The organism is Lysobacter sp. BMK333-48F3 (genome assembly GCF_019733395.1).
In the GTDB taxonomy this organism is placed as follows: Bacteria; Pseudomonadota; Gammaproteobacteria; order Xanthomonadales; family Xanthomonadaceae; genus Lysobacter.
The window spans coordinates 5,075,814-5,097,502 of the sequence record NZ_JAIHOO010000001.1 but is presented as its reverse complement, the minus strand read 5'-3'; the positions used below and the strand labels follow the sequence as shown (position 1 = coordinate 5,097,502).

19 protein-coding genes and 1 tRNA gene are annotated in these 21,689 nt (G+C 70.8%); 7 read left to right on the top strand and 13 right to left on the bottom strand.

Features of this window, described 5'->3' with window-relative positions; translation table 11 throughout:
* Nucleotides 1-2 precede the first annotated feature (2 nt).
* A complete protein-coding gene (locus K4L06_RS21940) occupies nucleotides 3-1,001 on the bottom strand; it encodes a TraB/GumN family protein (protein ID WP_221673384.1) in 999 nt (332 codons plus the stop codon).
* 257 nt (nucleotides 1,002-1,258) lie between these two features.
* Between K4L06_RS21940 and K4L06_RS21935 the strand changes: the two genes are divergently transcribed.
* Genes K4L06_RS21935 through K4L06_RS21925 form a run of 3 tightly spaced genes read left to right on the top strand, consistent with a single transcriptional unit; the run spans nucleotide 1,259 to nucleotide 3,548 of the window.
* Complete coding sequence (locus tag K4L06_RS21935; RefSeq protein WP_221673383.1) at nucleotides 1,259-1,624, top strand: hypothetical protein; 366 nt, start codon at nucleotides 1,259-1,261, stop codon at nucleotides 1,622-1,624.
* Between the two features lie 10 nt (nucleotides 1,625-1,634).
* Nucleotides 1,635-3,203, top strand: a complete 1,569-nt coding sequence (locus K4L06_RS21930) for a PepSY-associated TM helix domain-containing protein (protein ID WP_221673382.1) — start codon at nucleotides 1,635-1,637, stop codon at nucleotides 3,201-3,203.
* 12 nt (nucleotides 3,204-3,215) lie between these two features.
* A complete protein-coding gene (locus K4L06_RS21925; RefSeq protein ID WP_221673381.1) occupies nucleotides 3,216-3,548 on the top strand; it encodes a DUF3325 domain-containing protein in 333 nt (110 codons plus the stop codon).
* A gap of 205 nt (nucleotides 3,549-3,753) precedes the next feature.
* On the opposite strand, the gene dxs is transcribed toward K4L06_RS21925, so the two are convergent.
* From dxs to K4L06_RS21890, 7 genes are all read right to left on the bottom strand, one after another.
* Nucleotides 3,754-5,658: a 1-deoxy-D-xylulose-5-phosphate synthase gene (gene dxs / locus K4L06_RS21920; protein ID WP_221673380.1), complete on the bottom strand. Its 1,905-nt coding sequence runs from the start codon at nucleotides 5,656-5,658 to the stop codon at nucleotides 3,754-3,756.
* Between the two features lie 171 nt (nucleotides 5,659-5,829).
* Nucleotides 5,830-7,062, bottom strand: a complete 1,233-nt coding sequence (locus K4L06_RS21915) for a hypothetical protein (protein WP_221673379.1) — start codon at nucleotides 7,060-7,062, stop codon at nucleotides 5,830-5,832.
* Nucleotides 7,063-7,509: 447 nt separating this feature from the next.
* Nucleotides 7,510-8,022: an HNH endonuclease gene (locus K4L06_RS21910; RefSeq protein ID WP_343225829.1), complete on the bottom strand. Its 513-nt coding sequence runs from the start codon at nucleotides 8,020-8,022 to the stop codon at nucleotides 7,510-7,512.
* A gap of 361 nt (nucleotides 8,023-8,383) precedes the next feature.
* Nucleotides 8,384-10,174 carry an acyl-CoA dehydrogenase C-terminal domain-containing protein gene (locus K4L06_RS21905; RefSeq protein ID WP_221673377.1) on the bottom strand — a complete coding sequence of 597 codons (1,791 nt, stop codon included), beginning with the start codon at nucleotides 10,172-10,174 and terminating at the stop codon, nucleotides 8,384-8,386.
* 120 nt (nucleotides 10,175-10,294) lie between these two features.
* Nucleotides 10,295-10,771: an LEA type 2 family protein gene (locus K4L06_RS21900; RefSeq protein WP_221673736.1), complete on the bottom strand. Its 477-nt coding sequence runs from the start codon at nucleotides 10,769-10,771 to the stop codon at nucleotides 10,295-10,297.
* Nucleotides 10,772-11,079: 308 nt separating this feature from the next.
* On the bottom strand, nucleotides 11,080-11,412 hold the full coding sequence (locus K4L06_RS21895; protein WP_221673376.1) for a hypothetical protein: 333 nt from the start codon (nucleotides 11,410-11,412) through the stop codon (nucleotides 11,080-11,082).
* A gap of 424 nt (nucleotides 11,413-11,836) precedes the next feature.
* Entirely contained in the window at nucleotides 11,837-12,283 is a 447-nt protein-coding gene (locus K4L06_RS21890; protein ID WP_221673375.1) for a DUF6491 family protein, read from the bottom strand.
* Between the two features lie 166 nt (nucleotides 12,284-12,449).
* Between K4L06_RS21890 and K4L06_RS21885 the strand changes: the two genes are divergently transcribed.
* Nucleotides 12,450-12,525, top strand: a tRNA-Phe gene (locus K4L06_RS21885).
* Between the two features lie 370 nt (nucleotides 12,526-12,895).
* A complete protein-coding gene (locus tag K4L06_RS21880) occupies nucleotides 12,896-13,162 on the top strand; it encodes a DUF2845 domain-containing protein (RefSeq protein WP_221673374.1) in 267 nt (88 codons plus the stop codon).
* A gap of 125 nt (nucleotides 13,163-13,287) precedes the next feature.
* Here the strand turns inward: K4L06_RS21880 and K4L06_RS21875 are convergent, their stop codons facing one another.
* Nucleotides 13,288-15,405 (bottom strand): DUF11 domain-containing protein, encoded by a 2,118-nt coding sequence (locus K4L06_RS21875; RefSeq protein WP_221673373.1) that lies wholly within the window; start codon nucleotides 15,403-15,405, stop codon nucleotides 13,288-13,290.
* A gap of 832 nt (nucleotides 15,406-16,237) precedes the next feature.
* On the opposite strand from K4L06_RS21875, the gene K4L06_RS21870 reads away from it, so the two are divergent.
* Nucleotides 16,238-16,738 (top strand): N-acetyltransferase, encoded by a 501-nt coding sequence (locus K4L06_RS21870; RefSeq protein WP_221673372.1) that lies wholly within the window; start codon nucleotides 16,238-16,240, stop codon nucleotides 16,736-16,738.
* Between the two features lie 89 nt (nucleotides 16,739-16,827).
* Here the strand turns inward: K4L06_RS21870 and K4L06_RS21865 are convergent, their stop codons facing one another.
* Genes K4L06_RS21865 through ftsY form a run of 4 tightly spaced genes read right to left on the bottom strand, consistent with a single transcriptional unit; the run spans nucleotide 16,828 to nucleotide 20,931 of the window.
* Nucleotides 16,828-17,097, bottom strand: coding sequence for an oxidative damage protection protein (locus tag K4L06_RS21865; protein ID WP_064748403.1), 270 nt, complete (start codon nucleotides 17,095-17,097; stop codon nucleotides 16,828-16,830).
* 32 nt (nucleotides 17,098-17,129) lie between these two features.
* Nucleotides 17,130-18,194 (bottom strand): A/G-specific adenine glycosylase, encoded by a 1,065-nt coding sequence (gene mutY / locus K4L06_RS21860; RefSeq protein WP_221673371.1) that lies wholly within the window; start codon nucleotides 18,192-18,194, stop codon nucleotides 17,130-17,132.
* Nucleotides 18,191-19,522, bottom strand: coding sequence for a hypothetical protein (locus K4L06_RS21855; RefSeq protein ID WP_221673370.1), 1,332 nt, complete (start codon nucleotides 19,520-19,522; stop codon nucleotides 18,191-18,193). The genes mutY and K4L06_RS21855 overlap by 4 nt, the downstream gene beginning before the upstream one ends.
* Nucleotides 19,523-19,536: 14 nt before the next feature.
* Complete coding sequence (gene ftsY, locus K4L06_RS21850; protein WP_221673369.1) at nucleotides 19,537-20,931, bottom strand: signal recognition particle-docking protein FtsY; 1,395 nt, start codon at nucleotides 20,929-20,931, stop codon at nucleotides 19,537-19,539.
* 65 nt (nucleotides 20,932-20,996) lie between these two features.
* Between ftsY and rsmD the strand changes: the two genes are divergently transcribed.
* The gene (rsmD, locus tag K4L06_RS21845; RefSeq protein ID WP_221673368.1) at nucleotides 20,997-21,656 is read left to right on the top strand and encodes a 16S rRNA (guanine(966)-N(2))-methyltransferase RsmD; all 660 of its coding nucleotides are present in this window, start codon (nucleotides 20,997-20,999) and stop codon (nucleotides 21,654-21,656) included.
* Nucleotides 21,657-21,689 lie beyond the last annotated feature (33 nt).

The following is a 21,689-nucleotide window of genomic DNA, read 5'->3' as shown; positions in this document are numbered from 1 at the left end:
GCTCAGGGATCCTCGACGGTGTAGCCCTGGGCGCGCAGCTTGTCGAGCAGGCCGCCGTTCTCCAGCAGGTCCGATACCGGCAGGGTGGCGAAGGTGCTGCGGTTTTCCGCCAGCGAATCCAGCGCGCGTTCCAGCCAGGTCGCGGCGACGCGTTCGCGCAGGTCGGCGAAGCCCAGGCGGTGGGCGACGCCGGTGGTGGCCAGCGCGTCCATGCAGGTGCGGTACTGATCGCCCTGCGGCAGGCTGCGCAGCGCGGCGATGTCGCCGACCGCCCAGGCGTTGCCGCGCGCGCGCATCGATTCCAGGTCGCCCTCGATCCGCGCCATGGTCTTGGCGAAGCATTCGCGGTCGTCGAGCGCGCTGGCGCCGAACTCCTTCAGCGCCGCCTTCGGATCGGCGATCTTCAGCGCGACCCGCGCCTCCAGCACCGGCACGCCGTGGCGCTTGGCGGCCTGGTCGACCACCGGCTTGACCACGCCCTTCAGGCTCATGCCCGAACGCTCGATCGCCGCTTCGTACAGTTCCTGCGCGGCGAAGATCGGCCGCCACTTCTCGACCCCGCCGTCGCGGCCGATGTAGCGCGCCTTGAGCGTCGACCAGCGCGCGTACAGGTCCGCCGGCACCACTTCCTGCAGGGTCTTGCCGTCGGGATTCTTGCGCGCCTTCAGCGCGGTCGGAATCAGCATCATCGTGCGCAGCATGCCCAGGTCGGTGTCGAAATTGACCGAGGGCGGGGCGATCACCGCCTGCGATTCGGCGATCGCCGCTTCGACGTCGCGCGACAGCCAGGTCATGTTCTTCGGCAGCGGGCTGACCGTGCCCAGGATCCACAGCACATGGCCGCCGCGCACCACCTTCCACATGCCGGGGCCGGGCTGCTCGCCGGTGACCACCAGGGTGTCGAGGTCGCGGATGGACTCGGCCGCGGGCACGGCCGTCTGCGCCGGGGCGACGCTCGGGGCCAGGGCCAACAGCAGCAGGACGAACAGGGAACGGCGCATGCGTAGCGCTCCGGGGGATGGGGGACGCGGCGAAAGCGGATCGTAGCCGGTCGCGGGCGCGACCGGGGTTGCGATCTGTAAACCCGACCGCGGCGGCAACGTCGGAATGCGCCGCTCTGCGCAGATCCGCTCGCCGCCGCCGTCATGGTTTGCAAATGAGAACTATTGCCAATTAGACTGGGGCCAGGTCCGTCCCGCATCGCCCAAACGTCATCCCGCCGCCGTCGCCGGCGCGGGCCGGCGCCCTGCCCAGCGCAATGAACGAAACCCTAGTCAATCCGGCTCCGCCGCTCCCGCGCAAGCCGCGCCAGCCGCTGTCCTGGCGCTATCGCGGCGCGGTCGCCGCGCGCGCGTTCGCGGCGATCGTGATCGGCTATTTCTTCGCCTATGCCTGCACCGCTTTTCTCAGCGTGGCCTTGCCGTTGCCGCGGGTCGATCGGGTGGTCGCGGCCAGCCTGCTGAGTTTCTTCGTCTGGTGCGGCGTGGCGATGTACGCCTTCGCCGCGCGCAGCGCCTGGCGCGCGTGCTGGGCTCCGGCGCTGGCCACGGCCTTGTTGTTCTGGGCGGCCAAGCTGTGCGGCGCTGCGGCCCTGTTCCCCGGCTCCGCCGTGCCGCCGACCTGAGGCCGAGGCGATGAAAAACAGTTTTTCCCAGGCCATGGCCTGGTTGCACACCTGGGCCGGACTGCTGATCGGCTGGCTGCTGTTCGTGATCTTCGTCGGCGGCACCATCGCCTGCTTCGACAAGGAGCTGACCTACTGGATGCAGCCCTCGCTGCACGGCCAGGAACGCGCGGCCGCCGCGCCGGCGCCCAGCCTGCAAAGCGCGGTCGAGCAACTGCAGAAGATCGCCAAGCCGCATCCGCACGCCTACTACGTGACCCTGCCCGGCGAGCGCAGCAAGACACTGGACGCCGGCGTGTACTACGACGCCGGCGATCCGGACCTGATCAGCCTGGATCCGGCCACCGGCAAGAAAGTGCCGGAGACCGCCGGCGGCGAGTTCTTCTTCACCTTGCACTTCAACCTGCACTCGCCGACCTGGGGCATGTACATCGTCGGCCTGGCCGGCATGTTCATGCTGATCGCGATCCTGACCGGCATCGTGATCCACAAGCGCATCTTCAAGGACTTCTTCACCTTCCGGCCCAAGGCCGGCGGCCAGCGCGCCTGGCTCGACGGGCACAACCTCACCGGCGTGCTCGGCCTGCCGTTCCATCTGATGATCGCCTACACCGGCGTGGCGATCTTCGTCGCCAATTACATGCCGGCCGGCTTGTTCACCGCCTACGACGGCAACGCCGAGAAGTTCTACGCCGAGGCCGCCGACAGCTACGAGCGTGCCGAAACCGGCAAGCCGCTGACCGCGATCTACCCGATCGACCGCCTGCTCGAGGACGCGCGCCGGCGCCTGGGCCAGCCGCTGACCTGGGTCAGCGTGCACCATCCCGACGACACCAGCGCCACCATTTCCTTCGGCGGCGACCATAGCCGCGACGTGGCCTGGAATTTCGACCAGGTGTTCTACGACGCCAACGACGGCAAGCTGTTGCACGAAACCGGCGCGTTCGGGCCCGGCTACAAGACTTACACCTTCCTCGGCGGCATGCATATGGCGCAGTGGGGCGGCAGCGCGTTGCGCTGGCTGTACTTCGTCATGGGCCTGGCCGGCTGCGTGATGATCGCCAGCGGCATGCAGGTCTGGGTCAACAAGCGGGCGAAGAAGATCGCCGAGGCCGGCCGCCTGTCGGGCTACGGCCTGGTGCAGGCGCTGAACCTGGGCGTGGTCGGCGGCATGCCGCTGGCGAGCGCGGCGATGGTGATCGCCAACCGGCTGATTCCGGCCGATGCGGTCGCACGTTCGAGCGCGGAGATCACCGTGTTCTGCGCGGTGTGGATCGCGGCGACGCTGTACGCGGCGGTGCCGGCGGTGCACAAGCGCGGCTGGAGCCAGTTCTTCGCCCTCAATGCCGCCGCTTTCGCCTTGGTGCCGTTGGTCAATCTGGCCACCGCGCCGAACAGCCACCTGTTCGCCACGATCGCGCGCGGCGAGTGGGCCCTGGCCGCGGTCGACCTGACCGCGCTGGCGCTGGCCGCGGGCTTCGCCCTGCTGGCGCGGCACGGATGGATCAAGGCGCGGCGGCCGGCGCAGGCGCCGTCGCGGCGCGAACGCGCCGCCGAGCCGGCGCTGGCGGATCGCTGAGGAGGCGCGCGCATGCTGTGGTTGGGACTGAGTCTGGGCGTGGCGGCGTGGTGCCTGTTGAGCCTGGGGCTGGAAAAGCATCACGGCCAGGTGTCGACGGCCGCGTTCGTGCCCGCGCGCGGCCGCGTCCTGCGCGCGGTCGGCTGGGCGCTGCTGGCGCTGATGTTCGCCGTGCTGGTCTACGAGCGCGGCTGGGCCCAGGGCCCGATCTTCTGGTTCGCGGCGATGATCGTGTCGGCGCTGGCGTGGACCTTGCTGATGACGATGGCGCCGAAGGCGAGCGTGAAGGTCGCGGCGGCGGCGCTGTTGAGCGCGTTCGTGGCGATGCCGTTCTGGGCGGTGTGAGCGGAGCGGTTTCGCCGTAGCCGCAGCGGCGTGGTCGCGGCTTACGCCGCTCCAGCAGGAGCTTCGGCCGCAACGTTTCCGTTGTAGGAGCGGCGCAAGCCGCGACCGCGGCGAGCCGATAACGGCGAACTCTTATTTTCTGCGCTATCGAAACCAAAAACGCCCGGCGCGAGCCGGGCGTTTTGGGTCGAAGCGCGCGCGGGACTCAGCCCGCCGCGGACTGCGCCGGCGCCGCCGCCAACTGCGGCCAGCGCTTGAGCACGCTGGCGCGGATCGAGGCGGCGTCCAGGCCGGCTTCGGCGAGCAGTTGCTCGCGGCTGGCGTGGTGCTGGAACTCGTCCGGCAGGCCCAGGTGCAGCACCGGCAGGACGATGCCTTCGGCGGACAGCAGCTCGGCCACGCCGCTGCCGGCGCCGCCGGCGACGACGTTGTCTTCCAGGGTGACGAAGCCGTCGTGGCTCTTGGCCAGCTCCAGGATCAGCTCGCGATCCAGCGGCTTGACGAAGCGCATGTTGACCACGGTCAGGCCGAGTTCGGCGGCGGCCTGCTCGGCCGCCGGCACGATCGCGCCGAAGGCGAGCAGGGCGACGCGCGAGCCCTGGCGGCGCAGCTGCGCCTTGCCGATCGGCAGCACGTCCAGGTCCGGCTGCACCGCGACGCCGGGGCCGGTGCCGCGCGGATAGCGCACCGCGGCCGGGCCTTCGTAGCGGTGGCCGGTGCTGAGCATCTTGCGGCACTCGTCCTCGTCGGCCGGAGCCATCACCACCATGTTCGGCACGCAACGCAGATAGGACAGGTCCAGGTTGCCGGCGTGGGTGGCGCCGTCGGGGCCGACCACGCCGCCGCGGTCGATCGCGAACAGCACGTCGAGGTTCTGGATCGCGACGTCGTGCACCAGCTGGTCGTAGCCGCGCTGCAGGAAGGTCGAGTAGATCGCGACCACCGGCTTGGCGCCTTCGCAGGCCATGCCCGCGGCCAGGGTCACCGCATGCTGCTCGGCGATGGCGACGTCGAAGTAGCGCTGCGGGTATTCCTTGCTGAAGCGCACCAGGCCCGAGCCTTCGCGCATCGCCGGGGTGATGCCGAGCAGACGTTCGTCGGCGGCGGCCATGTCGCACAGCCATTCGCCGAACACATCGGTGTAGGTCGGCTTCTTGGCGCCGGCCTTGGCGACCAGGCCCTTCTCCGGATCGAACGGACCGACCGCGTGGTAGCCGATCTGGTCGCCTTCGGCGAGCTCGTAGCCCTTGCCCTTGGTGGTGAGGATGTGCAGCAGCTGCGGGCCCTTGAGACCCTTCAGCGTCTTCATCGCGTGCAGCAGCGCGGGCAGGTCGTGGCCGTCGATCGGGCCGGTGTAGTGGAAGCCGACTTCCTCGAAGAAGGTCGAGGGCACGAACATGCCCTTCCAGTGCTCTTCCCAGCGGCGCACGAACTTCGCCGCCGGCTTGCGCTTGTCGCCGAGCAGCTTCTTGCCGCCTTCGCGGATCGCGTTGAGGGTGCGGCTGCTGGTCAGACGGCCGAGCATCTTGGTGACGCCGCCGACGTTCTCGGAGATCGACATCTGGTTGTCGTTGAGGATCACCAGCACGTTCGGCTCCGGATCCAGGCCGCCGGCGTGCGCCAGCGCCTCGAACGCCATGCCGGCGGTCATCGCGCCGTCGCCGATCACCGCCACGACCTTGCGCTCGTCGCCGAGCCGCTCGAGCGCGATCGCCATGCCGAGCGCGGCCGAGATCGAGGTCGAGCTGTGGCCGACGCCGAAGGTGTCGTACTCGGACTCGTCGCGCTTCGGGAACGGCGCGACGCCGTCCTTCTGCTTGACCGTATGGATGCTGTCGCGGCGACCGGTGAGGATCTTGTGCGGATAGCTTTGGTGACCGACGTCCCAAACCAGTCGGTCGCGCGGCGTTTCGTACAGCCAGTGCAGGGCGACGGTGAGTTCGATCACGCCGAGGCCGGCGCCGAAATGGCCGCCGACCAAGGCGACCTGTTCGATCAGGTAGGCGCGCAGTTCCTGCGCGATCGCCGGCAATTCCTCTTCGGGAAAGCGGCGCAGATCGGCGGGAACCTGGATGCGGGAAAGACGCGGGTAGCGCTGCGAATCGATCATTACGACCATCTGACGTTCAGCTAGTCGGTCATTGTCCCGCCCCAGTGTGAGGCGAGCAAGAAGCGCGCAGCCTCGCATTCAGGCGGAACCGCCCGAATACGTTCGAATCGTCGCGATTTGGTATTGCGGACGTCGCCGGGGCGGGGGCCTGCGACCCCGCGCCGCAGCGGTTCAGCGGCCGCGCAAACGGCCGAACAGGCCGCCGGACTTGGCCGGCTCGACCGGCGCCGGGTCGCCCTCGGCCTCGGCGAAACCGGTGGCGAGGTTGGCGTTGATGAAATCGGCGACTTCGGCTTCGCTGACGCCGCTGGCTTCGGCGATCTCGGCCAGGTGCCCGGGCGCTTTCATCATCACCGTGGCGATGCGGAAATGCTTGGGGTATTCGCGCTCGGTCTGCGGCCACTTGGTCATGCGATAGCGGCGCTGCGGGTCGTAGCCCGGCGCGAGGCGGCCGCGGCCGGCGAGCAGGTTGCCGAACCAGACCAGGCGGGTCAGCGGCATCGCCGCGCCGGCCTGCGCCGCGGCGGCCTGCCACTGCGCCGCCGGCAGCAATTCGAAATCGGCCGCGGCGAAACCGCGTTCGAACAGCCCGACGAGCGGTTTCAGCGCCGCCGGCCCGTGGTACTTGCGTTCGTCGGCGTCGATCAACAGCGCTTCGCCGTCGTGGTTCAGACGCACCAGGCCGCGCAGGCGGCCCGGCATCAGCCAGTCGAGCAGGCCGTCGCCGCTGACGGTGATGCTGGGCGTCGCAGGCGCGGTGGGCGCGGCCGGGGCGGCAACGGCAACCGCTGCGGCGATGTCCGCCGCGGCGGCCTCGGCGGCCGGCGCCGCGATCGGAGCGGGTGCTGCCGCGGCCGGCGCAACGACGGGCGCGGCGACCGCGGCCGCTGCGGCGGGCGCAGGCGCCACGGGCGCAGGTGCGATGGGTGCCGGTGCGGCCGACGGCGTAGCCGCGGCCGGCGCCTGCGCGGCGCGGATCTGGGCGCGGTCGGCTTCGAGCAGTTCGACCACGGCGTCGGGCAGGGAGGCGGTCGGGTCGGTGCGCGGCTGCGGCGGAATCTCGACCGGGGCCGGAGTCGGGGTCGGCAGGGCCTGGCCGGACTGCAGCGCGATCTCGCCGAGCAACAGCTTCACCGAATCGGTGTTGACCGGATGCGACAGCAGGAAGTCGGCCTGGGTGCGTTGCGCGGCGGTCAGCGCGATCACCGACTTGCCCGAGGCGTGCAGGCGCAGCCAGCTCATCGGGCCGTACATGCTGTCCATGTCGACCACGACGAAATCGGCCTGTTGCTCGGGCACCAGCGACCAATGGCCGCCCAGTTGGGCGTTGGCGACCTTGAACGCGGTCTGCAGCGCAGACTCCGTCGCCGGGTCCATTCCGGTCAGGCCGAGGGTCAAAGGCATGGTCGCTTCCGCATCAGAATCAAGCGAGAAGTGTTGCGGACTGCACGAGTCACCGTCAACGCGACGTGATGCGTCGCTATGCAGCATTTTGGGGCAGAAACACGGGGTTTACGCCTCGATATTGCGACTTTCGTCACGAAGTTGGCCGTGCAGCGGTCGGCTTGGCTTTCGATGTCGACGGCGAAAGCGGGTAAACGCGTGCGCGGGCGCGCTCGAAGGCGCTCCGATTCGTCGGTCGATGCGTTGGTGCGGGCTGGGGGTGGTGGGCGAGGACGGGGCAGGGGCGGGCAAGAGCAAGGTAAGAGCAAATCCCCCCTGGCCCCCCTTTTCAAAGGGGGGTAGCAACGGCAGTGGCTGGGTCTGGGCGAAGGACGACGAACCGCAAGCGTCGGCGTAGCGCATGCGAGCGCTCGCGCCGCCTGCGCCGGCGCTTTGTGCGCGCTCGTTTCAGTTGGCCAGATGCGACCGCTTCGGCAGCTGGTTTTTCAGGAACGCCATCTGGTCGGCGAGGATGTTGCGGTTGGACAGGATCAGGTGCTCGACCCAGCTCGGCCGGTACGGCACCGCGAGCAGCGGCATGCCGGCCTGCTGCGGGGTGCGGTTGCCCTTGCGCGAATTGCAGCCGAAGCAGGCGGCGACCACGTTCTCCCACAGGTCGCGGCCGCCCTTGGAGACCGGCACGACGTGGTCGCGGGTCAGGTGCGGGCGGTGGAAGTCGTGGCCGCAGTACATGCACAGGTAGCCGTCGCGGGCGAACAGCGCGGCGTTGGTCAGCGCCGGCGTCGGGTCCAGCGCGCCGGGGCGGGCATGGCCGCGCGCGGCGACGATCGGGTGCAAGGCCAGCACGCTGCGCTCGCCGGTCAGGCGGTTGATGCCGCCGTGCACTTCCAGGCAGGGATCGCCGAGGGTCCAGGCGACGGCGCCGCGGGCGTAGAGGCAACTGGCGGTCTGCCAGTTCATCCAGTCCAGCACCCGGCCGTGCGCATCCAGCGACAACAGTCGCACCGAGCTCAGGCGTTCGAGGGCGTTGCGCGGGACGGCGCGGGGGCCGGGCCACGGCGAGTATTGGTCGGCGACACCGGAGGCATCCGGCTCACGCTGCAGCATGTCAGCGTGGGTTCCGGTTCGGACCAGGCGGATCTTCGCTCTATCGGTCTCCATCGGGAAACCAGCTTATACCCGTTTGATGACGAATTTGGTAGCGGCGCGCGAAATCGCGCGCCGCCGACCGCTCGCGACCGCCCGAGCGCCGGCGGTCGGATCGTCGCCGCCGGCACCGGCGCGCAGTGCGCGAGCGGTGCCGAGGGCAGGGCGGGAGGGCTTAGGCGTCGAACGCGTCGGCGTCGAGCGCGGTCAGGGTCTCGACGCTGGCGCCGATGGTCGCGGCATGGCTTTCGCAACGCGGCAGCAGGCGGGCGAAGTAGAAGCGCGCGGTTTCGCGCTTGCCGGCCTTGAAGCGCTCGGACTGCGCCGAGGCTTCGCTGGCGGCGACGCTGCGCGCCCACCAGTAGGCCAGCGACACGTAGCCGGAGTACATCAGGTAGTCGTAGGCGGCGGCGCCGACTTCGTCCGGATTGGCCATCGCGCGCTTGCCGATCGACATCGTCAGCTGCTGCCACTGCGCCGCCTTGGCGCGCAGCGGAGCGACGAACTCGGCCACCGCGGCATTGCCTTCGTGCTCGGCGCAGAAGCGCTCGATCCGCTCCAGCATCAGCTTCAGTCCCGCGCCCTGCAGCTGCATGACCTTGCGGCCGAGCAGGTCCAGGGCCTGGATGCCGGTGGTGCCTTCGTACAAGGTGGTGATGCGCGCGTCGCGGGCGAGCTGCTCCATGCCGTGCTCGGCGATGTAGCCGTGGCCGCCGAAGCACTGCAGCGCGTGGTAGGTGCATTCCACGCCCCACTCGGTCAGGCAGGCCTTGACGATCGGGGTCATGAAGCCGATCAGCGCGTCGGCCTCGGCGCGTTCCTTCTCGTCGCCGCTGGCGTGGGCGATGTCGACCAGCAGGGCGGCGTCGTAGCCCATCACCCGGCCGCCTTCGACCAGCGCCTTGCAGGTCAGCAGCATGCGCCGCACGTCGGGGTGGACGATGATCGGGTCGGCGGCCAGTTCGGGGTGCTTGGCCCCGGACAGCGCGCGCATCTGCAGGCGCTCGCGCGAGTAGCGCAGCGCGTTCTGCAGCGCGCGGTCGGACAGGCCCAGGCCTTGCAGGCCGACCGCGAGGCGGGCGGTGTTCATCATGGTGAACATCGCCATCAGGCCCTTGTGCGGCTGGCCGATCAGATAGCCCTGGGCGCCGTCGAAGTTCATCACGCAGGTGGCCGAGGCGTGGATGCCCATCTTGTGCTCGAGGCTGCCGCAGCGCACCGCGTTGGCCCCGCCCAGGCTGCCGTCGCGCGCGACCTGGACCTTGGGCACGATGAACAAGGAAATGCCCTTGCTGCCGGCCGGCGCGTCCGGCAGGCGCGCCAGCACCAGGTGGACGATGTTGTCGGTGAAATCGTGCTCGCCGGCGGTGATGAAGATCTTGGTGCCGGTGATTGCATAGCTGCCGTCGGCCTGCGGCTCGGCGCGGGTCTTGAGCAGGCCCAGGTCGGTGCCGCAATGCGGCTCGGTCAGGCACATGGTGCCGGTCCAGCGGCCTTCGACCAGCGGCTTGAGGAACACCTCCTGCTGCCACTCCTCGCCGTGGTGCAGCAGCGCCTCGGTGGCGCCGTGCGAGAGCAGCGGGAAGTTGCCCCAGGCCAGGTTGGCGGCGTCGATCATTTCCTTCAGCGGCACGCCGGCCGCGTGCGGCAGGCCCTGGCCGCCGAAGCGGGTGTCGGAGGTGAGGCCGGCCCAGCCGCCTTCGACGTACTGGGCGTAAGCCTGCTTGAAGCCCGGCGGTGTAGTCACCACGCCGCTGGCCTTGTCGTGGCTGCAGCCGATCTGGTCGCCGACGCTGTTGAGCGGGGCGAGCACGGTTTCGGTGAAACGCGCGCCTTCATCGAGCACGGCGTCGAGCACGTCGCGGCTGGCGTCGGCGTAACCCAGGCGCTGGAACGCGGCTTCGGCGCCGAGCACGTCGAACAGGGCGAAACGCATGTCGGCGAGGGGGGCTTTGTAGGTGCTCATAGGTCGGGAATGGGGAATAGGGAATGGGGAATGGGAAAGCAGGAGCGGCCAGGCGGATGGGAAGCGGAGTGGGCGTCGGCTTCAACCGATTCCCGATTCCCGATTCCCCATTCCCGGCTTTCAGCGCATCACGCCAGGCAAGCCCGGCGCGGGGCTCAGCGCGCTGCTGCGTTCGATGGCGAAGGTGCGTTGCTTGGCTTCGTCGGGAGTGGCCACGACGTCGCCCTTGAGGCTGTAGTTGAGGCTACGGCCGCCGGCGAGGGCGTCGGCGACGGCGATCTTGGCGGTGCCGGACGGAGTCAGCTCGACCTTGACCACGTCGGCCGATTCGGGGCCGATCGACAGCGCGGGCTGGGCCTGCAACTGGCCGGCGCTGTCTTCGCCGAGCTTGAGCTGCAGATCGAAGCGGTCGAAGCGCATCGGGATGCTGCTGAAGTTCTCCAGCCGCACCTCGACCGTCCAACTGCCGTTGGCGCGCACGGTCAACTGCTGGATGCGCGCGGCGGGTTCGGAGACGCGGCGTACCGGTCCGGTGGAGCAACTGGCCAGCAACGCGGCGGCCAGGGTCAGGCCGATCGCCGGGCCGATCGTTCGCATCCAGGGCCGTGCTTTCATTCCGCCGCTCCACAGGGTTGGGACCGCGAGGATACTACGGCGAATGGTGAGCCCGTCAGGGGCGCGGCGAGCGCTGTCCGCACGGACAGGCGCGGCTCAGATCGGGCCGCCCGGAGCGGGGCGGCAGAAAGGGAAAAGCCGCCGGCCAAGCGCGTGCCGGTCGCGGCACAACGGCGAGGCCGCCGCGGCGAAACCCGAGCCGGGCCGGAAAGGCGCCGACCGCGCAGCGCTTGCAGGAGAATCGGCCGAGGCGGAGGCCGGTTGGGCGGGGTCGGGCCAGCGTCCGCCGCTCAGCGCGGCGTGGCCTGCGCAGGGCGAAGCCGAGCAGCGAGGGGCGCGAACGGGGTCGGTGAGACGGGCGAGACGGGCGCCGGCGCGGTGCGCGCGTAGCGTGGGAGCCCAAGGGCGGCATCGGGTTCGCGCGCGGAGGCGCTGGCTGCGGACGCAACGACGAACATCAGCGTGTCGGGGCCGGTGCGGGATGCGGGCAAGGAGGTCGAGCCCGGCGAAACGGCGGGCGTCGGCGCAGAAGAAGGCGCCACCGTCTGCGCCAGACACGCCAGCGCGGAGACGGTGGCCAGCACCAGGAGGTAGCGCGGCAGCGCGCGGAGCGAATCCTGCATCCACGTCGCTGCCCTCATGCGCGGACCCCGCACGTCCTGTGCGGCGTCGGCCGACCGGCCGTCCTGGCCATCGGCGCGAAATCCGTTTCGCCGTACATGTACGCTTCCTCGGCACTTGCAATGAAGTCACCCCGGCTCCGCTGGCTCACCTGCTCGAGGGTGACGGCCTTTTTCCTTTGCAGAGCGGCATCCGTGTCATCGCATCGACCGTGCTGCCGGGGCCTGGATAGATTGCCGCGGCGGGCAGGGCGAAACAGTCGGCCGAAGGCGCAGCCGGCTGTAGGATTTTTCTGACCCCCGATCACGTTTCGCGCCACGATCCGGTCGCATCGCACGCGGCGCGCCAATGCGCGCCGCTGCGCGGCGATCGCGCGCTGGCCGTGCGGCGACTATGCGGACGCGCCTGGCCGCATCCTCGTCGCGCTCACTGGCCGGCGTCGTCGCGCGGCACGGTGCCGGCGCTGCGCATTTCCTGTTGCGCCTGTTTGATCGCCTTGACGTCCAGCGGCAGGATGCGGCCGATGAAGCAGGGCATCTTGATCGACTGCGTGCCGAGCGCGGTGACCTTGTCGAAGCGCGCATGCACGCGCCCCATCTGGTTGCTGACGCTGATCGCCGAGGCGAACTCCAGGTCGCTGCAGGGGCCGCGCAGTTCCAGCAAGTAGGCCTGGTTGGGGCGCGTCCACACCGCCAGCGCGCTGTCGCCCAGCGGCGTCCAACCGTTGAGGTCGCCGAAGTACTGGAAGCTGTCGACCGGCGCGCCGGCGTGGGCGCGGTACAGCGCCAGGCGCTGGGCGTCGTCGAGCCTCGGGGTGGAGGCGCAGCCGGCCAGCGCCACGGCGGCGAGCACGGCGGTAAGCAAGGCTTTCATGAGCGTTCCTCGACGGCGCGGGCCGTCCTTGCGGGCCTGCGCGCATCATGCGCCCGCCCGCAGCGCGGCAGTGCGAACCGGTGCCGATATCGTTCAGCGCAGGTGAGGCTTGCCAGATCCGATTTGCGTCCGTATTATGCCGCCTCTCTCGCGGGTCGCCGCGAACGGCCGGGTAGCTCAGTTGGTAGAGCAGGGGATTGAAAATCCCCGTGTCGGGGGTTCGATTCCCTCCCCGGCCACCATTTACGAAAACCAAGGGCTCGACCGCAAGGTCGGGCCCTTGGTTTTTTCGCGCGCGGCGATTTCTCCGCCGCGGCGCGCGCTGGCGCGATCCGGGCGTAGGAGAAATCCGACCCTGCGGTGCGGCGCCGGCCGACTGTACCGGGCCCGGCGCTGGGGCAGCCTGGACAGGCTGGCAGCGTGCGTCCCTCCCCAGTTACGCGCACGCCACGGGTTTTCAGGGACCGAAGGCCCGCCAGCATCTTTGCCGAGCTTGCCGTTTGGCGGCTCGCCGGCCGGGCGAATGCGCAACACTGTGATTCTGCGGATTGGCGCAAAGAAGTGTGTCCGGGCCGGCCTATGCTCGGCGCATCCTCAAAGGAGTGCAGGCCCATGACCCGAACGATCGCATCGCTGCTGCTGTTCGTCCTCAGCTCGGCCGCGATGGCGCAGACCGTAGCCTTCGGCAACAAAGTCATCGTGGTCGGCGACAGCGTCGGCCGCCTGGAACAGGTGGCGGGCAAGCCGGCCAAGATCGTGCCGATCCAGAACAAGTTCGGCGCCAACGTCGCCGAGCGCTACGAGTACTACGTCGGCACCAAGACCGTGCTGGTCACCGTCCGCGACGGACGGGTGATCGACGTGATGGAACTGTTCTAAGCCGGCGTAACGCCCGCCGCCGCCAGCGGCGGCGGGCCACGGTGTCCAAGCCCGTCGCCCGCGTTCCGCTTTTCCAAATCCCGAATCCCCAATCCCGAATCCCCGCGCAACTCACAGCGTTGCGCTTACTGCACCGTGCAGCTCAGGTCGACCGTAACCGTGGCGCCGTTGGCGAGCGCGCCGAGGGCGACGCCGCCTTCCAGCTGAGCCAGGGTCAATCCGGCCGGGCAGGCCGCGCCGGTGCAGCTCGGCGGCGCGGTGCAGCTCAGGCCTTGGCGGCCGGCCGCCGGGTCGCGCAGGATCGCGCCGGTCACCGCGTCCGGGCCGTTGTTGGTGACGACGATGGTGTAGGTCGTGGTCGCGCCGCGGGAAACGGTGCTGACGCCATTGGTCTTGCTGATCGCCAGATCGGCCAGCGGCGCGCGCGTATTGCCGAAGGTGCAGGTCAGATCGTCGCCGGCGACCGCGGTGAGATTGAAGCTGGCGCCGTTGCCGTTCGGCGCCTGGCCGCCGGCCAGGGCGTTGCTGCAGCTGTAAGCGCTGGTGTAGTTGGCGAGGTTGGCGCCGGCCGCGCCGGCTTCGGACAGGGTGTAGACCGCGCCGACGCTGCCGTTGAGCAGGGCTTCGCCGTTCGCGGTGCTGCCGCTGCCGGCGGTAGTGGCGTTCGCCGGGCCGCCGGTGCCGGCGATGCTCAGGGCGAACTGGTCGGCGGCGACGAACCGCCCCAGCGGCAAGGCCTTGCGCAGGCGCAGGATCGGTTGCTTCTGGAACACCAGGGGGCCGCTGGCGGTGTCGTTGGCGGTGTTGAAATCGTTGTTGGTCGGATCGGCGTCGCCGTCGGGCAGGCTGCGGCCGAGCGCGGCATTGGCGGTGTAGGTGCCGCTGAGGGTCGGCGAGTTGACCGTGACCGGGATGGTGAAGCCGACCGTGCCGCCGTTGCTGCCGGGCGCGGCCGAGCCGGCCAGCGGAGTCGGATTCAGCGCACAGGTGACCACGGTATTGCCGCCGCTGGCGACGCAGTTGGCCGGCAGGGTGCCGGCGGTCCAGCCGGCCGGCAGGGTTGCGACCACGCTGAAGCCGTCGTCGCCGTCGGTGGCGCCGGGGCCGACGTTGGTCGCGGTCAGGACGATGTTCTGCAACTGGCCGTAGTTGCTGTAGACCGGCGCCGGCGTGCTCAGCGTCACCGCGATGTCGGGCAGGCCGGTGACGGCGAGCGTGCACGAAGCGTCTTGTTCGTTGCTCAGGGCGGTGCCGGTAAGGCAGCTGCCGGCGGTGACGTAGGTGTTGGCGGCGATGCCGCCCGGACGCTGGCTGATCGCGGCGCGGTAGTTGCTGCCGGGCAGCACGTAGATCTCGCTCGCGGTCTGCACGGTCGAGGTATTGGCCGCGGCGCCGGCGTGCGGGGTGCGGCCGGCGCCGGTGGTGCCGGCGCCATTGTCGAGCAGGGTGCTGCCCTGGGTCAGGTTGACCAGCCAGCCCGTGCCGCCGAGGGTCTTGTTCCAGGCGAAATCGGTGAAGCTCAGGATCGCCGAATGGCGCGCCTGCAGCAGGGTGCCGCAATAGACGTTGATGCCGTCGTAGCCTTCGCCGCCGGCCTGCATGAACAAGCCCGAGACCAGGGTGGTGGAGGTGTTGGAGCAGAACGGCCCGCGCGAGACGTGGGCCGGTTGGCCGGACATGGTTTCGCGTACGCCGACCTCGATGCTGGTCGAGGCGCCGGTGGTCATCCGCACCCAGGAATTCGCGTCCAGGGTCAGCGGCCGGCAGACCAGGTTCAGCGACGAGGACCACGGCGGGTACTGGCCGTTGGACCATTCGCGGTCCCAGCCGCCGAACTGATGCACCAACTGGTTGGACGGGCAGTAGTTGGTGACCTCGGTGCCGGGCTGGGCATAGCTGCCGGACAGGACGTCCGGGCTGCCGTTGGCGTTGCGGTTGACCACGGCGACCGTGCTGCCGTCGGTGGTGATGCCGCCGCAGTACAGGCCGACCCGGTTGGTCATGCCGCGGGTGGAGGGCAGTCCCCCGCTCATCGACTTGTCGCGATGGTAGGCGCCGCGGACGATGGTGCCGGCCGGGCATTGCAGCGCCCCGGAGCCGGGATCGCCTTTGTTGGTGCCGATGGTGCCGGTGGGGGAGGCGCCGGCCTGCACGCCGATGCCGGCTTGGGCGTGGAGCGGGCGGGGGGCGCTGGCGATCAGGGCGACGAGGCAGAGAGCGGGGACGAGGTATTTGGCCGTCATGAAGTCCGGGTTCCATCCGACGAAAGCGGGGGAGCCGCCAAGCAGGGCAGCGAAAGTGTCGATTGGATCGAGCAAAAAATGTGCCATTCATCACGTTTTATACTGAGAGTGTGCCTGGGTGGGCATTCCGGCCTGGACCGGCCCGCCCTCGGGCCGGCGCCGAAACTGACAAAAAAGGTCAGCTTTGGGTCTTGAGGCAGCGCATGCGCGCCTCTGCGGCAGGCCGGAATCGCCGGGCGCCGGGTCGGGGCGGGGTCGGGTTTGCCGCGCTGGGGCGAGCGCTGGGCCTCAGGCGGCGTCCGGGCGGCCGATTTGACAGCCGCAGCGCAGGCGCACTACGGTGCGCGTCCCCGTACTCCGTCGACCGGCGGGACCAGAGGGACACCATGTCTGAGAGTGTAGCCACCCGCTAAATCCCTTCGTTTCGCGAAGGTGGGTTGACGCGTCGAACCGTTCGCCATTCGCGTCTTGCGAATGCGCGCTGTCGCGTCCGTTCCGGCTACTACCGACAGACTCCCATGCTCTTACTGCCTTGGCGGCGACGCGCGAGATGCGCTGCGCCGCGCTGTTCCTGCGATCGCCGCATCCGGCCGGCGCCGTTCACGCCGTTGTCGGCGCTCGCGTTGCCGATGCCGCGACGCATGCCCCTCGCGCATCTGCGCTCTTCGTCCGCGCGCGCCGCCTGCCGGCCGCGCGTATCAGCGCTGGGTTCCGGCCCAGCGCCGACCCCAGTCTCGCCTCGCATCCCATGGAGGCCTTCATGCTCAGTTGGATGATGTTTTCCCGCGTGCCGCCGCACGCCCCGCCGCACACCCCGCCATTGGAGCCGCCCATGCGCATCCAGGAACAAACCCGCGAACACGAAGCGCAGATCGACGCCTTGACCCGAGCCGCGTTCGGCGGCGACGGCGAGGCCGAACTGGTCGCCCGCCTGCACGCCGACGGCCTGGTGCGGCTGTCGCTGGTCGCGCTCGACGAGGCCGGCCAGGTCGTCGGCCACGCACTGTTCACCGCGCTCGCGGTGCAGGTCGACGGACGCCGGATCGATGCGCTGTGCCTGGCGCCGGTGTCGGTGCTGCCGTCCTGGCAGCGTCGCGGCGTGGGCGCGCGATTGATCCGCAGCGGCCTGGCGCGCCTGGCCGAGGCCGGTTTCGAAGCGGTGGTGGTGCTCGGTCATGCCGACTACTACCCGCGCTTCGGCTTCGATCCCGCGCTGGCGTCGAAGCTGGCCGCGCCGTTCTCGGGCGAATGCTTCATGGCCCTGGAACTAAGCCCCGGCGCGCTGGCCGGCGAGCGCGGTTCGGTGACGTATCCGCCGGCGTTTGGACTGTGACCTAGAAGCGAGTGGGGAGTAGCGAGTTGCGAGGAGCGAGCAAGGCGCGCAACCGCTTTCGCTCGTTACTCACTCCTCTCCACTATTTCCTAGCCTTCGGGCACGAACCCGGCCGGCTTCTCCGCGCCGCCGCCGAACAGGAACTTCTCCATCTCGCCTTCGAGGAAGGCGCGGTGCTTGGGGTCCAGCGGCGACAGCCGGTTTTCGTTGATCAGCATGGTCTGGTGGGCCAGCCAGGCGGCCCAGCCGGCCTTGCCGATGTGGGCGAACACGCGCTTGCCCAGTTCGCCGGGCCAGGGCACGAAGTCCAGGCCTTCGGTGTCGCGGCGTTCGTATTCGCAGAAGACGGTGCGGCTCATGTCGGTAGTCCTGATGGAGGTCGGTGCGGCGCTCAGGCCGCTTCGATCAGTTTGCGGATCGGCGCGGGAATGCCGAGCGCAGCCAGTTCGGCGCGCGCGAACCAGCGCAGATCGTCATTGTCGCCGACCCGGTCGCGCAGGGCGATGCCGCGCCAGCGCCGCGGCCACAGGTCGAGCTTGTAGTGGCTGAAGGCGTGCGCGACCGCGGGCAAGGCTTCGCCGGCGGCGAAATCGCCGCGCACGTGAGCCTGGAACCACTGCTGCGCGCCGGCCGCTTCCTCGCTTTGCGGCAGGGTCCACAGGCCGGCCCAGATCCCGCTGGGCGGGCGGCGCTGCAGCAGCACCCGGCCATCGTCGTCGAGCAGCCACAGCACCTGCGCCTGGCGCTGCGGCACGGTCTTGCCCGGTTTGGGCGTGGGCAGTTCGGCGACCCGGCCTTCGATCCGGGCGACGCAGTCGTGCTGCAAAGGGCACAGGATGCAGGACGGATCGGCGCGGGTGCACAAGGTCGCGCCCAGGTCCATCTGCGCCTGGGTGTAGTCGACCATGCGCGCCTGCGGCAGATGCGATTCGGCCAGCGCCCACAGCTGCCGTTCGACCGCCGGCAGGCCCGGATAGCCGTCGATGCCGTGGTAGCGGCTGAGCACGCGCTTGACGTTGCCGTCGAGGATCGCATGGCGATCGTCCCAGGCCTGGGCCAGGATCGCCGCGGCGGTGCTGCGGCCGATGCCGGGCAACGCGGTCAGCGCATCGATGTCGCGCGGCAGCTCGCCGCCGTGGCGTTCGACGCAGAGCTTGGCCGCGGAGTGCAGATTGCGCGCCCGGGCGTAGTAGCCCAGGCCCGACCACAGGCCGAGCACGCTGTCGAGTTCGGCCGCGGCCAGGTCGGGCAGGCTCGGCAGGGCCGCGACGAAGCGCTCGAAGTACGGCGCCGCGGTCTTGACCTGGGTCTGCTGCAGCATGATTTCCGACAGCCACACCCGATACGGCGTGCGCGGGTGCTGCCAGGGCAGGTCGTGGCGGCCGCTGACGTCGAACCACGCCAGCAGGCGGGTGGCGAAGGCGTCGGCGGTGGCTGGGACGTTGGAAGCGGTCATCGGTTCGGCGGCGGAGCAACGGCGGGTGGATGGGGCGGCGGAGTCGGTTGCTGCGGGGCCGGCGGCGGATCGTCTTCGATTTCGACCTGCACGCCTTCGAGCACCGCGCCGGAGACTTCGATCCGCGGCGTGCTCAGGCGGCCCTGCAGCGGCGGCAGCAAGGCGCCGCGCGCGCCGGCGTCGGCCCAGTCCAGCACCTCGGGCAGGCGGAAGCGGCCGTCGAAGACGGTGTCGTCGCGTTGCAGGCGCAGCGCCGCGACCGCGGAGAAATCGGCCGCGCCGGCGTAGTCGAGCGCGAACGGCAGCGGCGAGCGCGACTGGCCCAGCGGCGGCGGCAGCGCCGGCCAGGCCTGCGGCCATTCGGCCAGGCGGCCCTGCAACTGCAGTTCCAGTCGGTCGGCGTAGGCGAAGCGGCCGGCGCCATCGAGGTTGGGCATCGCCTCGCGGCCGCGCAGCGCCGCGCCCAGCGGCGCCAGGCTCAGGCGGGCGTCGCGGTAGCGCAGCGGCCCGGCCAGGCCGAACGCGAACGGCAGGTCGGTGTCGCTGGCGCGGTAGCGCGCCCGAGCGCCCAGGCGCAGCCCGTCCAGGCCGATACCGTCGGCGCCGGCATGCAGGCGGCCGCCGGCGATCGCATGCATCGGCAGGCGCCAGTCGCGCGCGACCACCTCGACCGGGCCGGCCAGGCCGAGTCCGCGCGCGGCGGCCGGACGCTGCAGGGTCGCCGCGAGCGAGAACGGGATCCGCAGCGGCGCGGCGACGACCGCGCCGCTCAGGCGCGCGCGCAGCGGCTGCTCGGGATGCAGGCGCGGCAGATCGATCAGGAGATTCTCGACCGACCAGCCGGCGCCGACCGCGCGGCCGCGTTCGATCCGCGCGCCGCGGCTCAGGGTCGGCAGCCGCAGCGGTGCGGGCGAGGGCGGGCGCGAAGCCAGCCAGCGCTGCAAGGCGCCGACGTCGAGTTGCGGGGCGTCGAGTTCGACCCGCTCCACGTCGAGCACCGCGCCGGCGGCGCGGATCGTGCTCCACGGCAGCGACAGGTAGACGCGCTCGGCGCGCAGCAGCGGCGTCGCCGCGCCCGGCTGGCGCGCGACCAGGTCGCGCACCTCCAGCATCGGCGTGCCGCGCAACCGGTACTCGCTGGCGCCCGAGGCGCTGAGTTCCAGGTCCAGGGCATGGCCGACCCGGTCGAGCAGGATCGCGCTGACCTGGCTGGGTTGCGACACCCAACTCAGCGCCAGCACCAGGGCCAGCACCGCGCCGGCGGCGACCAGCACCCGCCTGCGCCAGCGTCGTCGCTCGGGTGCGGCAGCCTCCGGCGGCGCGGACATGGCGCGGCCGCGCCTCAGCCGCCGAGCGTTTCGGGCAGCAACGCGTCGACGAAGGCTTCGGCGTCGAACACCCGCAGGTCTTCCGGGCGCTCGCCGATGCCGGCGAAGCGGATCGGAATGCCGAATTCGCGCGCCAGGGCGAACACCACGCCGCCCTTGGCGGTGCCGTCGAGCTTGGTCACCACCAGGCCGGTGACGCCGACCGCGGCGTGGAACTGGCGCAGTTGCGATAACGCGTTCTGGCCGGTGGTGCCGTCGATCACCATCAGCACCTCGTGCGGCGCGGTCGGATCGACCTTGGCCAGCACGCGGCGGATCTTGCCGAGCTCGGCCATCAGGCCCTGCTGGGTATGCAGGCGCCCGGCGGTGTCGGCGATCAGCACCTGGGTGCCGCGCGCCTTGGCCGCCTGCAGGGCGTCGAAGGCGACCGAGGCGGCGTCGGCGTTCTGGCCCTGGGCCACCACCGGCACGCCGTTGCGTTCGCCCCAGGCTTGCAGCTGGGCGACCGCGGCGGCGCGGAAGGTGTCGCCGGCGGCCAGCATCAGCGGCCGGTTCTCGTCGCGGAAGCGCTTGGCCAGCTTGCCGATGGTGGTGGTCTTGCCGACTCCGTTGACGCCGACGGTCAGCAGCACGAAAGGCTTGGCCTGGGTGTCGATCTGCAGCGGCTTGGCGACCGGCACCAGCATCGCGATCAGTTCGGCGCGCAGCGCCGCGAGCAGAGCGTTGGCGTCGGCGAACTCGCGCGACTTCATCCGCTTGCGCAGGCCTTCGACCAGTTGCGTGGTGGCGCTGACGCCGACGTCGGCGGTGATCAGCGCGGTTTCGATTTCGTCGAGCAGGTCGTCGTCCAGGCGCGGGTTGCGCGAGAACAGGCCGCCGAAGCTGCGCGCGAACACGCTGCCGCGCAGGCGTTCGCGCCAGCCGGGCTTGCCCGGCGCGGCGGCGGGCTTGTCGATGTAGTCCAGCGCGGCCGGTGCGGTCGGCGCCGGCGCGGCCGGCAGCGGTGCGTCGTCGCGCAGCGGCGGTTCGACCTCCAGCGCCGCGGCGACGACTTCGGCCGGGACGGGTGGTTCGGCGGCGCGCGGTTCGGCGACGGGCGCCTGGACCGCCACCGGTTCGGCCGCGCGAGCGACGGGCGCCGGCGGCGCCGTCGCGGGCGTTGCGACAGGGGCCGGTTGGACCGGCGCCGGCTGCAGCGGGGCCGGCTGCAGCGGGCTGGGTTCGACGGCCGATGGCGCGTCGGCGGCCGGCGTTACGACCGCCGGCGCAGGCTCGGCCGCGACCGGTTCGGCCGCGCGCGGCTGGGCGCCCGGAAACGCGGCGGCCAGCTCCTCGGTGCTGTAGCGGCGCTCGGACGCAGGCGTTCCGGCAGCGGTTTCGGGCTTTTTACGGCGAAAAAAACTGACCATGAGACGGAACGTGGGGGCATGCGCGAGAATTGCCACATGCTAGCACCGGCCCGAAAACTCTCCCGATGAACAGTTCCCGCCGCGGCCCGCGCGTTCCGCCCCAAACCGGCCTCGCCGGCGCGCCCGCGCCCGGCCGCGGCGGCGGCGGCAAGGCCACGACCGGCAAAGTCCGGATCATCGGCGGGCGCTGGCGCGGCACCCGCTTGGCGGTGGCCGATGCGCCCGGCCTGCGGCCGACCTCGGACCGGGTCCGCGAGACGCTGTTCAACTGGCTGATGCCGATGCTGCCGGGTGCGCGCGTGCTCGACCTGTTCGCCGGCAGCGGCGCGCTCGGCCTGGAGGCGTTGTCGCGCGGCGCCGCCGCGGCGGTGCTGGTCGAACGCGACCCGGCCCTGACGGCGGAACTGCGCGCCCTGGGCGCGCGCCTGCCCGGCGGCGAGGCGGCCCAGGTGGTCCAGGCCGATGCCCTGGCCTGGCTGGCGGCGCAACCCGCCGCCGACGCGGCCGCGCCGGGCTTCGACCTGGCCTTCGTCGACCCGCCGTTCGCGGCCGGTTTGTGGGACCGGGTCTGGCCGACACTGTTGCCGGTGTTGGCGCCGGCGGCCTGGCTGTACGTCGAGGCGCCGGCCGACGCGCCGATCCGCCTGCCGGCGGACTGGGACCTGCATCGCGAAGGCGCCACCCGCGAAGTGCGCTACGCCTTGTACCGCCGCCGCCTGGCCTGACCCCGTCGCGCGGCCGGCTGCTACACTGCGCCG

What these genes read in the sequence shown, in the direction of transcription:
- K4L06_RS21940 (WP_221673384.1), bottom strand. Translation starts at nt 1,001, where the DNA reads ATGCGCCGTTCCCTGTTCGTCCTGCTGCTGTTGGCCCTGGCCCCGAGC.
- K4L06_RS21935 (WP_221673383.1), top strand. Translation starts at nt 1,259, where the DNA reads ATGAACGAAACCCTAGTCAATCCGGCTCCGCCGCTCCCGCGCAAGCCG.
- K4L06_RS21930 (WP_221673382.1), top strand. Translation starts at nt 1,635, where the DNA reads ATGAAAAACAGTTTTTCCCAGGCCATGGCCTGGTTGCACACCTGGGCC.
- K4L06_RS21925 (WP_221673381.1), top strand. Translation starts at nt 3,216, where the DNA reads ATGCTGTGGTTGGGACTGAGTCTGGGCGTGGCGGCGTGGTGCCTGTTG.
- dxs (WP_221673380.1), bottom strand. Translation starts at nt 5,658, where the DNA reads ATGATCGATTCGCAGCGCTACCCGCGTCTTTCCCGCATCCAGGTTCCC.
- K4L06_RS21915 (WP_221673379.1), bottom strand. Translation starts at nt 7,062, where the DNA reads ATGCCTTTGACCCTCGGCCTGACCGGAATGGACCCGGCGACGGAGTCT.
- K4L06_RS21910 (WP_343225829.1), bottom strand. Translation starts at nt 8,022, where the DNA reads ATGAACTGGCAGACCGCCAGTTGCCTCTACGCCCGCGGCGCCGTCGCC.
- K4L06_RS21905 (WP_221673377.1), bottom strand. Translation starts at nt 10,174, where the DNA reads ATGAGCACCTACAAAGCCCCCCTCGCCGACATGCGTTTCGCCCTGTTC.
- K4L06_RS21900 (WP_221673736.1), bottom strand. Translation starts at nt 10,771, where the DNA reads ATGCGAACGATCGGCCCGGCGATCGGCCTGACCCTGGCCGCCGCGTTG.
- K4L06_RS21895 (WP_221673376.1), bottom strand. Translation starts at nt 11,412, where the DNA reads ATGCAGGATTCGCTCCGCGCGCTGCCGCGCTACCTCCTGGTGCTGGCC.
- K4L06_RS21890 (WP_221673375.1), bottom strand. Translation starts at nt 12,283, where the DNA reads ATGAAAGCCTTGCTTACCGCCGTGCTCGCCGCCGTGGCGCTGGCCGGC.
- K4L06_RS21880 (WP_221673374.1), top strand. Translation starts at nt 12,896, where the DNA reads ATGACCCGAACGATCGCATCGCTGCTGCTGTTCGTCCTCAGCTCGGCC.
- K4L06_RS21875 (WP_221673373.1), bottom strand. Translation starts at nt 15,405, where the DNA reads ATGACGGCCAAATACCTCGTCCCCGCTCTCTGCCTCGTCGCCCTGATC.
- K4L06_RS21870 (WP_221673372.1), top strand. Translation starts at nt 16,238, where the DNA reads ATGCGCATCCAGGAACAAACCCGCGAACACGAAGCGCAGATCGACGCC.
- K4L06_RS21865 (WP_064748403.1), bottom strand. Translation starts at nt 17,097, where the DNA reads ATGAGCCGCACCGTCTTCTGCGAATACGAACGCCGCGACACCGAAGGC.
- mutY (WP_221673371.1), bottom strand. Translation starts at nt 18,194, where the DNA reads ATGACCGCTTCCAACGTCCCAGCCACCGCCGACGCCTTCGCCACCCGC.
- K4L06_RS21855 (WP_221673370.1), bottom strand. Translation starts at nt 19,522, where the DNA reads ATGTCCGCGCCGCCGGAGGCTGCCGCACCCGAGCGACGACGCTGGCGC.
- ftsY (WP_221673369.1), bottom strand. Translation starts at nt 20,931, where the DNA reads ATGGTCAGTTTTTTTCGCCGTAAAAAGCCCGAAACCGCTGCCGGAACG.
- rsmD (WP_221673368.1), top strand. Translation starts at nt 20,997, where the DNA reads ATGAACAGTTCCCGCCGCGGCCCGCGCGTTCCGCCCCAAACCGGCCTC.